Annotated in this window: 8 protein-coding genes and 1 other RNA gene; 2 read left to right on the top strand and 7 right to left on the bottom strand. The window is 63.9% G+C overall.

The features are described 5' to 3' along the window. The first annotated feature begins 320 nt into the window (after positions 1–320). The gene (fhuE, locus tag ACCQ06_RS17700; protein ID WP_316688188.1) at positions 321–2,504 is read left to right on the top strand and encodes a ferric-rhodotorulic acid/ferric-coprogen receptor FhuE; all 2,184 of its coding nucleotides are present in this window, start codon (positions 321–323) and stop codon (positions 2,502–2,504) included. A gap of 279 nt (positions 2,505–2,783) precedes the next feature. Here the strand turns inward: fhuE and ACCQ06_RS17695 are convergent, their stop codons facing one another. Beyond that, on the bottom strand, positions 2,784–3,761 hold the full coding sequence (locus ACCQ06_RS17695; protein ID WP_170068676.1) for a LysR family transcriptional regulator: 978 nt from the start codon (positions 3,759–3,761) through the stop codon (positions 2,784–2,786). A 33-nt stretch (positions 3,762–3,794) separates the two neighbouring features. Here ACCQ06_RS17695 and ACCQ06_RS17690 point away from each other — a divergent pair, with 33 nt between their 5' ends. Continuing rightward, positions 3,795–4,559 (top strand): SDR family NAD(P)-dependent oxidoreductase, encoded by a 765-nt coding sequence (locus ACCQ06_RS17690; protein WP_316688183.1) that lies wholly within the window; start codon positions 3,795–3,797, stop codon positions 4,557–4,559. A 119-nt stretch (positions 4,560–4,678) separates the two neighbouring features. Here the strand turns inward: ACCQ06_RS17690 and ACCQ06_RS17685 are convergent, their stop codons facing one another. From ACCQ06_RS17685 to ACCQ06_RS17660, 6 genes are all read right to left on the bottom strand, one after another. Continuing rightward, on the bottom strand, positions 4,679–5,401 hold the full coding sequence (locus ACCQ06_RS17685) for a M23 family metallopeptidase (protein ID WP_316688181.1): 723 nt from the start codon (positions 5,399–5,401) through the stop codon (positions 4,679–4,681). A 2-nt stretch (positions 5,402–5,403) separates the two neighbouring features. Further along, positions 5,404–6,390 (bottom strand): L,D-transpeptidase family protein, encoded by a 987-nt coding sequence (locus ACCQ06_RS17680; protein WP_316688178.1) that lies wholly within the window; start codon positions 6,388–6,390, stop codon positions 5,404–5,406. Positions 6,391–6,707: 317 nt separating this feature from the next. Then, entirely contained in the window at positions 6,708–9,422 is a 2,715-nt protein-coding gene (locus tag ACCQ06_RS17675; protein ID WP_316688176.1) for a TonB-dependent receptor, read from the bottom strand. A 130-nt stretch (positions 9,423–9,552) separates the two neighbouring features. Then, on the bottom strand, positions 9,553–10,728 hold the full coding sequence (locus ACCQ06_RS17670) for a phosphatidylinositol-specific phospholipase C1-like protein (RefSeq protein WP_372364403.1): 1,176 nt from the start codon (positions 10,726–10,728) through the stop codon (positions 9,553–9,555). A 129-nt stretch (positions 10,729–10,857) separates the two neighbouring features. Then, positions 10,858–10,934, bottom strand: a non-coding RNA gene (locus ACCQ06_RS17665) — sX9 sRNA. A gap of 80 nt (positions 10,935–11,014) precedes the next feature. After that, on the bottom strand, positions 11,015–12,973 hold the full coding sequence (locus ACCQ06_RS17660) for an acetyl-CoA hydrolase/transferase C-terminal domain-containing protein (RefSeq protein WP_316692656.1): 1,959 nt from the start codon (positions 12,971–12,973) through the stop codon (positions 11,015–11,017). Between the last annotated feature and the right edge of the window lie 52 nt (positions 12,974–13,025).

Genomic DNA, 13,025 nt, shown 5'->3' with positions numbered 1-13,025 from the left:
TGCGCTGCTCAATGCATGAGTGCTAAGGAATTGTGGGTCGTGGCCAACGTGACGGTGGGGGCGTACGACGCGGATGTGGTCGGTTGGCAAGTGCACGACGCGGCGATGTGCATCAAGGCGTCTTGGCAAGGCCAGTAGTCCACCAAGGCTGTGGCGTTCGCTTGAGCCAGCCTTCCTGCCGGCCGACCCTGATGCTGCCTATTTAAAATGTGAATCATTCCCATTAAAATGTTGCACTGCCGCAGTTTCGCGGCGTGTCCTCCCCTGTTGACCGCCGCCGCCGCGTGGCGGCTGCCCTCGATTTCTGCGCCGGAGCTGTAATGAACCGTCCTACCGTAATGCGTCTTCTTCTCATTGGGCCGCGCCCGCGCGCGCTGTCGCATGCGGTGTTCGCCGCGCTGTGCACATTGTCGGCAGGTCAGGCCATGGCCGAAACGCCGGCCGGCGATGCCGAGGTCACCACGCTGGACCGGCTCAACGTGCAGGGCGAGCTGGTCAAGGGTTATACGGTGGAAAAGACCACGGCCGGCACACGCATGAATCTGTCGCTGCGCGAGATTCCGCAGTCGGTCAGCGTGATCACGCGCGACCGCATGGACGACCAGAACCTGCAGAGCATCACCGATGTGCTCAACAACGTCTCCGGCATCTCGGTGGCCCAAAGCGATAGCGAGCGGCTGGAGTTCTACGCGCGCGGTTTCTACATCGACAACTACCAATTCGATGGCATTCCGGCGTACATGGAGCAGGCCTGGAGCTATGGCGATTCGGCGTTGGACGTGGCGTTGTACGACCGGGTGGAAGTGGTGCGTGGCGCCACCGGCCTGCTGACCGGCTCGGGCAACCCGTCGGCCTCGATCAATCTGGCGCGCAAGCATGCGGTGAGCCGCGACTTCACCGGTACCGTGTCGGTGGGCGGTGGCGACGTCAACAAGACCCGTAGCGTGGCCGATGTCACCGTGCCGCTGAGCCCCGAAGGCACCGTGCGCGCACGCGTGGTCGGCGTGTATCAGGACGGCGAATCCGATATGGATCGCTACAACCTGCGCAAGAAGATCGGCTCGGCGATCATCGATGCCGACCTTACCGACAGCACCTTGCTGAGCGTGGGTTACGAATACCAGAAGAAGGAATCCGACGACGTCACCTGGGGCGGCTTCCCACTTTTCTACAGCGATGGCACCCGCACCAACTACGACCGCTCGTTCAATCCCGCCGCCGACTGGACGTTCTGGGACACGCGTCTGCAGCGCACCTTCGCCAGCCTGCAACAGAGCTTCGACAACGGTTGGATGCTCAAAGCCAATGTGAGCCACGAGAAGACCGAAGCGTCCAATCACCTGTTCTATCCGTTCTATACGATCTTCGGCTTCGACCGCACCACCGGCGGTGGCGTGGTGCCGTATTCGGGCAACTACCAGACCGAGCGCAAGGCCGATGGCGCCGACGTCTACGCGGAAGGCCCGTTCCAGTTGTTCGGCCGCGAGCATCATCTGGTGGCCGGCGCCAGCTACAACCGCCGCGAGTACGTCAACAACGGCACCTTCGATTTCCCGGCGCCGCTGGACAGCTACTTCGGCTGGAATGGCGCGTACCCGGAACCCAACTGGAGCCCGCGCACGGTGCAGAGCGAAGGCACCATCAAGCAGAAAGCCGCCTACGTGGCCGCACGCTTTTCGCTGGCCGAGCCGCTGACGCTGCTGGTGGGCGCGCGCTATACCGATTGGCAAATCGATGGTGGCAACGCCGATGCGGCGCAGGGGCTGGTACCGTTCTCCGATAGCCAGACCGAGGTCACCCCGTACGCGGGTCTGGTCTACGACATCGACGATGTGTGGTCGACCTACGTCAGCTACACCGAAATCTTCAACCCGCAGACCTTGCGCGATGCCAATGGCGGCTATCTCGATCCGCTGAGCGGCAAGGGCTACGAAGCCGGCGTCAAAGCCGCCTGGTTCGACGACCAGCTCAATGCCTCGCTGGCGCTGTTCCGCATCGAGCAGGACAACCTGGGCGTGGCCACCGGCGGCTTTGTGCCGGGCAGCAGCGAGTCTGCTTATGAGGCGGCCAATGGCGTGGTCAGCGAAGGCTTCGACTTCGAGTTGTCCGGCCGTCTGACCGCCGGCTGGAATGCGATCTTCGGTGCCTCGCACTACACCGCCCGCGATGACGGCGGCACGTCGATCAATACGCATCTGCCGCGCACCACCATCAAGTTGTTCAACAGCTACACCCCGCAAGGTGCGTGGAGCGACCTGACCGTGGGCGGCGGTATCAACTGGCAGAACCGTTCGTACTACGTGGACCCGGTGTACGGCACGTTCCAGCAGAGTGCCTACGCCCTGGTCAGCGCATTCGCCCGCTACCGTCTGTCGCCGCAGTTCTCGGTGCAGCTCAATGTCGACAACCTGCTCGACAAGCGCTACTACGCGCAATTCAATGGCGGCTACGGCGCATGGGGCGCATCGCGCAACGGCATGCTGACCTTCAACTACAACTTCTGATCGAGGGCGACGTCAGCTGGTTTGACGTTCGATCCTGCTGAAGCGACACAGGCACCTGCACCGGTGCCTGTGTTTTTTGTGTGTCGGGTCGCTCTGTGCTGACGGAGCGCGGTGCTTGCGGTGGCGCTGGAAAATCCGCGCGGCATGCCGCAACGCTGGTCGCAGCCGTTGCCAGGAATGCAGTCAGAGCGCTGCAGGAGTGATGCGCGAGTTTCATCGTTGGATCGAAACGCAGCATCGTCTCCACGCGATCGAAATCGCAACTGCAATCGCACTCTCTCAAGGCAACAACGGCTGCAACTGCGGCGCCATCACGTCGGCCACCCAGTCCATGAAGGCACGTACGCGCTGCGGCAGATGGCGGCGTTGCGCGTAGAGCAACGTGACCGGCATCGGCTCGGGTGCAAGCTCGGCCAGCACTTCGATCAGTGCGCCGCTGTCCAGATGCGGGCGTAACGGGCTGGCTGGCGCCTGGATGATGCCCAGCCCCGCCAACGCAGCCGCCAGATACGCATCGCCATTGTTGACCGTCACCGGGCCGCGCATGGGCAGCAGCTGGTAGCGCTGCCCATCGTGATACTCGAAGCCGGGCGAGCGTTGCCCGAGCGTCGGCACGTAATGCACCAGATCGTGCTGCGCCATATCGTCCAGGCACGTTGGCATGCCGCGGCGCGCAAGATACTCGGCGCTGGCGCAGCTGACGATGCGGAACGCGCCCAGCGGGCGTGCGACCAGGCTGGTGTCTTCCAGCGTGCCCACACGCAGCACGCAGTCGAACCCCTCCCGCACCATATCCACGCGGCGGTCGGTGCCGCTGATTTCCACTTCCAGCTGTGGATGCCGTGTCAGAAATGCGGGCAAGGCGGGGATCACGAAATGACGCGCGATGCCCGCCGACATGTCCACGCGAAGGCGACCGCGTAGCTGCCCATGCTCGCGCTGAAACATGCTGTGCAACTCGTCCATGTCGTCGAGCAGGTCGCGGCTGCGCTGATAGAACGCCGTGCCGTCGCCGGTGAGTTGCACACGGCGTGTGGTGCGATGCAAAAGCTGCGTGCCGAGAGATGCTTCCAGCCGCTGCACGGCGGTGGAGACACTGGCCTTGGGCAGGCCAAGGGTATCGGCGGCGCGGGTGAAACTGCCCAGCTCGGCAACGCGCAGAAAGGCGCGCAAGGATTCCATGGTGTCCATCGATTGGTCGATTATCTTGAACGGTGCAATCAGCGTGAGCCGATTTATGTAGTGCAGCAAGCGCAATAGCCTGGGCCACACCCACTACGGAGCGTGCCGATGTCGACCACCACCACACCCATCACCGTGATCACCGGCGGCAGTCGCGGCCTGGGCCGCAATGCCGCGCTTGCGCTCGCTGCCGAAGGTAACGATATCGTGCTGACGTATCGCAGCCAGGCCGATGAAGCCGCGACCGTGGTGGCCGAGATCCAGGCGCTGGGCCGGCGCGCGCAGGCGTTGCCGCTGGATGTTGCGCAGGCCGAGACCTTCAGCGCATTCGCCGCGCAGCTGAAGGACGTGCTCGCCGATTGGGGGCGTACGCAGTTCGATGCGCTGGTCAACAACGCGGGCACCGGACTGCATGCGGCCATTGCCGATACCACGCCGGCGCAGTTCGATACGCTGGTCAATATCCATCTCAAAGGGCCGTATTTCCTGACCCAGGCGCTGCTGCCGCTGATCGCCGATGGCGGGCGCATCCTCAATGTGTCGAGCGGCCTTGCGCGCTTCGCGCTGCCAGGTGCGTCGGCCTACGCCATGATGAAGGGCGGGGTGGAGGTGTTCACCCGCTATCTTGCAAAAGAGTTGGGCGCACGCGGCATTCGCGCAAATACGCTGGCGCCGGGCGCCATCGAAACCGACTTCAACGGCGGCAGCGTGCGCGACAACGCGCAGGTCAACGCGATGGTGTCCTCGGTCACCGCACTGGGCCGGCCTGGTCTGCCGGACGACATCGGGCCGGTGGTGGCGGCGTTGCTCGCACCCGGCACCGGATGGATCAATGCACAGCGCATCGAGGTCTCGGGCGGGATGTTGATTTGATTTGATGCGTCAGACAGTGCGGCGATGCTGTTCGACGGCATCGCCGCTCGCAAGCCAGTGCACTGCAGTCAGCGCGATGACGATGCGCGGCGATGTATGCCGGGCGTTGCGTCGTTGCCTCACTGTAGGGGCTGATCGCCATGCAGGACGGGATAGGGATTCAACGCCTCTCCCTTCCACCATTGCTTTTCCGGACCCAGGCGATGGATCTCGAAGTGCAGATGCGGTGCGGCCGGATCGGCATTGCCGGTGCTGCCGACATAGCCGATGACCTGGCCACGTTTGATGGACTGTTTTTCGGCCAAACCATCGGCGTAGCGTTGCAGATGCGCGTAGTAGTAGCAGTACGTGCCGCCAGGCTCGAACTGGTACACGGTCAGCCCACCGCGTTCGCTGTCGAACAGTTTTTCGACCGTGCCATCTGCCACAGCAAGCACCGGCGTACCGGCCGGCGCCAGGATATCGATGGCGTCATGCACGCGGCCCTCGCTGCGTGCATCGGTGAAGGTGTCCTGCAATTTGCTGCGGTCGATGCCCTGTACCGGGATCAGCAGGCCAGTGCCCGCCGATGCCACATCGGCCGCGGAAGCAGTCGCAGGCGGTGCAGGTGCAGGTGCAGGTGTCGCCGGGCTCGGCTCTGCAGGCACGGCATCCGATGGCAGCGATGTCGGTGCGGGTTGCGCAGCAGGTGCAGCAACCACTGCAGTGTCGGTGGGCTGCGCAACCACCGTCGCCGCACTCGCCGACGGCGTGACCGTTGCTTCCGGCGCGCCGCGTTCCAGCCACCAATAGCCGCCTGCACCGATCGCCACGCCCGCAACCAGAATCATCAGCAGTTTCATGCTTACTCCTGCATCACCACCGGGACCGACGGGCCGACCACGCTGGCCAGATTGACCACGTCCCAATTGGTCAGACGCACGCAGCCGTGCGATTCGGTCTTGCCGACATGGCCGGGCTCCGGCGTCCCGTGCAGACCGTAATGCGGTTTGGACAGGTCGATCCATACCCGGCCAACCGGATTGTTCGGACCTGCCGGCAACGTGGCTTTTTGATCGCCTTTTTTCGCGTCCCAGAACAGCTTGGGGTTGTACTTGAACACCGGTTCGCGCGAGATGCCCAGGATCTTCCAGCGCCCGATCGGCAATGGATCGTGCTTGCTGCCCGACGACACCGGGAACTGCGCGTAGACCTTACCGTCGGCATCGAACAGGCGCAGAGTGGAGTCGGATTTGTCCACGACCAGTTTGGCCGGTTTGGCCAGCGGAGCAACGCCATCGATGTTGGGAACCTGGATCACGCCGCCGGCCTTGCCGAGATCCACGCCGGGGTTGAGCTGGCGTAGCAGGGCCGGGTCGGCGTGGAAGCGCTCGCCCAGGGACTCATCCACCGAGGTATAGCCAAGCGACGGCAGCTTGGCTTGCTCTGCGGGACCCTTGGGAATCGGCTGGAACGGGCCGGCAACGTCGGCATCGGTGAGCGTGTATTGCACCAGCGCCGGCGTGCTGTCGGCCTGCAGTGCCTGCCAGGTGGCATCATCCAGCTCGCCGGTCACCTTGATGTTGTGCGCGGCCTGAAACCCGGACACCGCGCGCTTTTGGTTCGAGCCGCGTTCGCCATCGATCTGGCCCGGCGAGAAATGCGCGCGGTCCAGCAGTACCTGTGCATGCAGATCCGAGCGTGCGCCGGTCGCGACAGTCTTGGCGGCAGGCATCGCCGTCGGCGCAGCTGCGGCGGCAGGCGCGGGTTGCTGTGCCTGTGCCAACGCAGATAACGAAGCGCTCAACGACAGAGCGAGCAAACAAACGCAAGCGTAGGAGCGTGGTGGCATGTGCACATCCAGGAAAGGCATGCGCGCACCTTGCCCGAGCGGGCTGCGCTTTCTGCGTGAAATGGCTGCACGCCGACTGACTCGAGACCTGGTATCGCTGCGGCCAGTGGTCGATCACGGCGATACGGTGCTGCGTTGCACGGCCGCCTGCGCGACACCGCCACGTTGCGCGTGGTGTCGTGTGCAGGCTCGCTTGTGCGATCTCGCATCACGCATCGGGAACCGATCGCCTGCGTCATGCGCAGACAATCGGTCGATGACGTGTGCACCCACGTGCGAGCGCACGCAACTGGCCGCGTGCCGCACATGCTTGGTCGTCAGTAGGTATAGCCCAGTGTCAGCAGGTACGTCCGTCCGGTCTGCACATAAGCGCCATCGGCGCCGGGGTCGTAGGCCATGTAGCGGTCGGACTTGCCCTGGGTTTCGTAGAACGTGGCGGCATTGAGCAGGTTCTTGGCCGACACGCCCACGTCGACGTGGTGCGGTAGGTGATAGGTGGCGCTGAAGTCCAACGACTTGACCGGCTGCAGGTAGTAATTGAGCCGGTCGCTGGTCAGCCCCAGCAATTGCAGGCCGGTGTAGTGGTAGCTCAGGTCTGCGCGCAGGTGCGCATCGTCGTAAAACAGATCCAGGTTGTAGATGCGCTCGGGCGCACGCGGTAACCAGGTTTTTTCCGGTTGGTCGGCCCGTTTGCTGTCTGCTTCGCTGCGTTGCATCGTGAGGTTGGCGGTGACGCCAAGGTTGCTCCAGATGCCCGGCAAATCCTGCAAGCGCTTGCTACCGGCCAGCTCCAGCCCGCACAGCGTGGCGGTGCCGCCGTTCTGCGGCATGGTCACTGGTACGCCGTTTTCGAAGGTGGTGCCGGTGGGCACCAATCCGCCGAGTGTGTTGTCGTTGCTGGTGGCCGACTGCGAGGTATAGATGAAGCCGGTGATGCGCTTGTAGTAGGTCGAGGCACTGAGCACGCCGCCGTTGTGGTCGTAAAACTCGGCCGACAGGTCGGCGTTGTCGGCCTTGCTCGGCTGCAGATCGGGGTTGGGTTTGGAAATGCCGACCACGCGCTGGGTGTCGTCGATGGTGTACACCGTCTCGCCGGAAATCAGGCCAAAGGCCGGGCGGCTGAAACTGCGGCGTAGCGAGGCGCGGTAGACGGTGAGATCGTCGGGCCGATAGTTGATGCTGATGCCGGGCAACACTTGCCCATAGGTACTGCCGGTGCCGACGAAATTGCCGCTGTTGCCGTCGCCGCTGGATTGCCAGGAATCGGCCGAGTAGCGGGTCAACTCATAGCGCACGCCGGGCAGGATGCTGACCTGGCCGATGTGCAGCGCGGCCATCGCGTAGCCCGAATAGATCGCTTCGGTGCTGGAGGTGGTGTTGGCGTTGTAGTCGTTGGCGGTATAGGCGCCCGCGCCGTTCGGGTCGCCGATGTATTTGTAGGGCAGGGCTTGTGCGCGCATCCAGTTGCGGTCCAGCAGTTTGAACAGGCCTGCGTAATGCCCATCGAAGGCGTTGTAGGTCAGGCGTCCGGGAATGGCGCTCAGCGGCGGTCCGCCCGCGGTGGGGAAGGCGTAATTGGGGCCGCCGAAGTACGGCCCGTTGGTAACGAAGTTGCCGTCCTTGTGGAAGAACGGGTGATCGTAGGCGCCGCGGTCGGAGTGATCGGCAGACAGGCCGACCTTGACGCTGTCCAGCACATCTCCATCGACCTGGTAGGTGATATCGGTATGCGCGTTGATGCGATTGTCGTGACTTCCGGCATCGTGGCCTTGCACCTTCCACAGCAGCGACGAATCCAGATTGTAGAAGAAGTCCTTCAACGCCGCCGCGCTGGGGCCGATGCTGGGGTAGGTCGGGTCGCTGAGGTCGAAGGCGAAGCTACCCGGGGTAAAGCCATACAGACTGGCCGACACATAATCCGGCCGGCTGCGCGTACCACGCCCCACCGAAGCGCCGTAGTCCAAGCGCAAACGGTCCAATGTGGTCTGCCCGCCAAGCTGCAAGGTCGCCAGCTTCTCGTCGATGTCGTGGGTATTGAAATAGCCGCCGCGCACCGCCGTGGGTTGGTTGAGATAGGTTTCCAGGCGTGCGCTGGATTGATCCTGCTGCCCAGTGACGCCGTAGCTGCCGTAGATGGCGCGCGCATAGAGCGCACTGGTGTCGCCTTGCCAATCCAGCGAGAGGTTGCCGCCATAGCGTTCGATCTGGCTGGTGTACAGGCTGTATTTGTAGCGCGTGCTGATCAACGGGCCGGCAGCGCGCAGATCGGTTGCATTGGCCAGCGCGGGATCGGCCGGCACGTATTTGCTGTTGGGTGCCGGTGCCTGCGCCATGTTGTTGTTCTTGCCGTAATAGGCCGATGCGTAAACGCCAAACGCATGGTCGCTGCCGAATTTCCAGGCGATTTCCTGCTGGAACGTGCCGCCGGTGTGCTTGCCGCCCAGGTGCGAGGCCAGTGCGTTGAGCTGGCCTTGCGCGGTGCTCCTGACAGACACGTCCTGGTCGAAATCGAATGCATTGGGCGTGCGCATGTCGATCGCACCGCCGATCGCATCGCCGGGCATGTCAGGTGTGGGCGATTTGGATACCTGCACCGACTGGATGCCGAACGGCGCCAGCATGTTCAAGGAGATCGCGCGCGTCGACGCATCGGTTTCCGGCATGCCGAAGCCGTTGAGCGTGTACGCGTTGTAGCTGGCGTCCATGCCGCGGATGCTGACGTAGGCGTTCTCGCCGGTGGTGGCCTGGCCCAGATGCATATCGCTGTACGACGACAGACCCGGCAGATGCGCCACGACATCGGCGATGCCGCCGGAGGGGATGGCGTCGATCTGCTGCTTGCTCATCACGCTGTTGACGCTGCTGGACAGGCGTTGCTCGTTGAGCGAGCCGGGCGTGGCGGCATGCTTGGCCTGTACGTTGACCGAATCCAGCGTGGTGGTGGCCAGCTCGGGCGTCTCGGCCAATACGGGTGCAGACAGCACCAATGCGATGGCGCAGCTCAGGCGATGGAGGGTGCGGGGAGTGTGCATACGGGGGACTCGCGTCAGTGAAAGGGGCCGCCTGGCCGTGACGCGGGCGCAGGCGTGCAGTGCCGATGCCTTCCATTGCGGCGGGTCTGTGTGTGCGTCTATGCGTGTGCGCCAACGTCAGTGACGCCGATCAGTGACTCAGATCGACGCCCTTGCAGCGCGTTGGCGGCCGCTGCGGATTGCAGCGCGCCACCGCATCGCCATCCAAGCGCACCTCGTAACCGGTGCTGGCCGGTTCGTGTGCGGGAAAGTCGGTGCTCAGCAACTGCGCACCACTGGCCAGCATGCTGTCGCGGCGGGTGGTGTCGTGTTGCTGGGCTTCTTTCAGGTCTGCGTCGGTTCGTGTGCGCACCAGGTAGCCGGCTTTCACCAGCTGCGTGATCATGTCGGCAGGCCCGTCGTTGAGTTCGGTGAATGCGGCATCGTCCTGGCCAGGCACGGCATTGGTGAAACAGACCCGGCCACGCAGCGACGGATGCCCGGGCAGGTAGCTCGCCCCGGCGTTACGTTGGTCGAGCAGAAACACCACCTTGCCGCGCGTGTCGGCCAGCGACGGCCAGCCATGCGCACGCACCGCCGCGTTGAGCGTGCGCGCGCTGCCACGCACCTGATCGGGGCTGACGTATTCGCCCGGTCGAAAGACCGAGCGCAGTTCGGCATCCAATGCATCCATGGTGTTTGCATCGAACGGCTCAGGCTGCACGCAGGGAAAGCCCAGCTGCACGGGCGCCTGCTTGGTTTCCAGCAGGATGAAGATCGGCACGTGCCCGGGGTGTTGCCTGGACCAGGCGCGCACCTGCCGCAGGCAGGCGATCAGCGGCTGGCAGTTGCTGCGTTGATCCACGTCCTGCACGTGCATGACCTTGAAGCCGGGTGCGTCCATCACGCCGTCGGGCGCGCTGGCCGGTGCTGGCGGCAGCCCGGCCTTGGCCATCTGCGCGGCGATCGCCGGGTGCGCGTAGCGACCACCCTGGGCATCGGCAAATACGTCCAGTTCCAGTTGCCTGACGCCATCGTCCAGTTGTTGCGTCAGCGGCGGATGGCGGTAATCCAGTGCCGCGAACAACGCGGGATTGAGCTGTTTCAGCAGCGTGGCCTCGCTGGGTGCAAACCCGGCGTGGTAGCTGTTGTGGCTGCCGACGTATTGCAGGTCGGTGAGACGCGGCGCTGCAGCTAGCGCAAGATTGCTGGTGATCAACGCGGCAAACAGTGCAGCGTTTGGCAGTGCGCTTCGTTTGATGCGCCACTGCTTCGCTTTGCGGTGAATGACTGAACAACGTGCGGGAAAAACCCGGAAAAAACCCATGCGGCGATGCCAGGAAACAAGGTGGTCGCCATCATCCGGGCGTAGCTTGACGCACATCTTTCCGCAGTGTTGCCGTCGTGCGTCAGTCGCTTCGATGCGTGCAAGCGAATCTGGTTAATCGCTAAGAGCGGCTAATAAAACCTAGCGAGCAGTCGTCAGATGGGTACGGGCGGCGCACTCAAAACCGGAGTGCACGCGTGGTACATGCCACACCGAGCACCGAGCACCGACTGCGCCCGCCTGGCGGTGAGCACAGTCTTTTTTTAACTGCTCTACATGACTAGTTTCATTGTGGTGTTGTTCGGCGCAGCGCATAGGCCAGCAATCGTGCCTGCAGACGCTCGCCAACCGTGCGCGGTGTGTCCAATGCCATGCGCTGCAGGCAGGCCGCGTCGTCGGCCGTGTCAGTAGCGCGCGATGTCATTGCACGCGCCAGCGTCGCCAGCGTCGCGCCCTTGCTGGCGGTGGCGCGTTTGAGCCATGTCAGTGCGCGTAGCAAGCGTTGTTCGATCGCGGTGAAATCGCTGCCAAGCGGATAATCGGGCAGGCTGCCATCGCGTCGAAATGGCGCCAGCGCCTGTTCAAGCGCGTCGGGCGTGTTGCGTTGTGTGCGCGCAGGTAACACGGGTGCCGTGCGCAGCTTGCGTGACTGGGCGGCCTGCGCAAGCAGCGCGTCCTGAAAGCGCGCATCGCAGATGCCGGCCATTTCCAGCACGCACTCCTGATCGGTCTTGTGGCGCAGATCGGCGATGCCGTACTCGGTGATGTAGATGTCGCGCAGATGGCGGGGAATCGTGGTGTGGCCATAATTCCAGCGCACATTACTGGCGGCAGCTGTGCCGGCCTCGCGGGTGGCACGCAGCATCAAGGTGCTGCGTGCCTGCGGCAGTGCATGCGCCATTGCGACAAAGTTGTATTGCCCGCCGACGCCGGAGACCACGCGGCCATCTTCCAGGCCGTCGGACACCGCCGCACCGAGCGCGGTGGCCATCATGCAGGAGTTGAAGAAGCGCGCATCGCGGCGCTGCAGCCGTTCCAGTGTTTCATTGCCGCCATACAACTGATTGATCTCGCTGATGCGGCGCATGCCGATGGCGTTGCGGGTGCCCGCATCCAGATCGCGTAGCCATTGATAGAAGTCCGGCGAGCCGAGATAGAACGCGCCATGCAGGAATTCGCCTTCGCTTGCCAGGCGCGCATGGTCGTCGGCATCCGCGCTGCCATCGGCGATGCGTTGCATCAGCGGTAGATCGTCGTGCACCTTGCGGCGGATCACGCCGCTGTCCACCAATTGCTTGAAGCCTTCGTTGAGCATTTCGCTGCAGCCATACAAGCCAATCGCAAACGGCTCAAGGCCGCCGCTGGCACGCACGCTGGGGTGCGCCTCCAGGGTTGGATCCAGCGCCTGCAGCACGCGGCGATAGGTCGCATTGTCGGTATGCCGCAGTACCAAGGCATGGCTCAATGCGTCGGCCAGCGTGCCGATGCCGATCTGCAAGGTGCCGCCATCGCGCACCAGCGTGCTTGCATACAGGCCGATGGCGTAATCGACGGTCGTCACCGGTTGCCGCGGCAGGCCGAACAGACGCGGCGAAGGGCCGGGCAGGTCGATGACCAGGTCGAAGAACGCTGCATCCACTGCGGCAGCGCCCCCCATCCACGGCAGCTGCGGGTCCACTTCGGCCACCAGCAGCGGGCGTGGCAGGCCCAATGCCTGCACGGCGTCCAGCGTGTCCTGGGTGATGTCGTTGTTGCACGACAGCGACAGCCGCGTACCACCGGGTTCGCGCGCAACTTTCTGCGCGATCAGGTTCGGCGCGCGCTGCGCCACTGCGGCCGCGGCATGCGTGTAGTTCAAGCTGGTGTAATCGGCCTGCGCCTGCGTGGACTGCAGCAGACCGCCGGACTGCATGTAGAACTCTTCCACCTGCACATGCGCCGGCAAGGCATCGCGCAGCATGGCATCGACATACGCAAGCCGCGGGAAGTCCTCGCCGAAGTGACGTGCGATAAAACCAGTCGCAAAGCGCGCCTCTAGCCCCTTGCCCGGCCTCGGCGGATTGAGCGACAGCGCGGTGTACAACGCCAGCGGACGTGCGGGCGTGTTCTCGATCTGCGCGTACAACGCGTTCAACAGCCGATGCGGCTTGCCGATGCCCAGCGGTGCCCCCATCCGCAACGGACCGTCGATGCGTTGCAGGAGCTGCGCGACCGCAGTGTCCAGATCAGTGACGTATGTAGGCATGCGCGAGAGCGTAGCCGAAAGCGCTGTGGTGGCGACACCGACAATCGTCGGG

It is taken from the genome of Xanthomonas sp. NCPPB 4467, from assembly GCF_041475665.2.
Taxonomy (GTDB): Bacteria; Pseudomonadota; Gammaproteobacteria; order Xanthomonadales; family Xanthomonadaceae; genus Xanthomonas; species Xanthomonas dyei.
The sequence above is the reverse complement of the archived record's forward strand: the minus strand, read 5'-3'. Positions and strand labels throughout refer to the sequence as shown.

What these genes read in the sequence shown, in the direction of transcription:
- ACCQ06_RS17690 (WP_316688183.1), top strand. Translation starts at nt 3,795, where the DNA reads ATGTCGACCACCACCACACCCATCACCGTGATCACCGGCGGCAGTCGC.
- ACCQ06_RS17675 (WP_316688176.1), bottom strand. Translation starts at nt 9,422, where the DNA reads ATGCACACTCCCCGCACCCTCCATCGCCTGAGCTGCGCCATCGCATTG.
- ACCQ06_RS17660 (WP_316692656.1), bottom strand. Translation starts at nt 12,973, where the DNA reads ATGCCTACATACGTCACTGATCTGGACACTGCGGTCGCGCAGCTCCTG.
- ACCQ06_RS17670 (WP_372364403.1), bottom strand. Translation starts at nt 10,728, where the DNA reads ATGGGTTTTTTCCGGGTTTTTCCCGCACGTTGTTCAGTCATTCACCGC.
- ACCQ06_RS17685 (WP_316688181.1), bottom strand. Translation starts at nt 5,401, where the DNA reads ATGAAACTGCTGATGATTCTGGTTGCGGGCGTGGCGATCGGTGCAGGC.
- fhuE (WP_316688188.1), top strand. Translation starts at nt 321, where the DNA reads ATGAACCGTCCTACCGTAATGCGTCTTCTTCTCATTGGGCCGCGCCCG.
- ACCQ06_RS17680 (WP_316688178.1), bottom strand. Translation starts at nt 6,390, where the DNA reads ATGCCACCACGCTCCTACGCTTGCGTTTGTTTGCTCGCTCTGTCGTTG.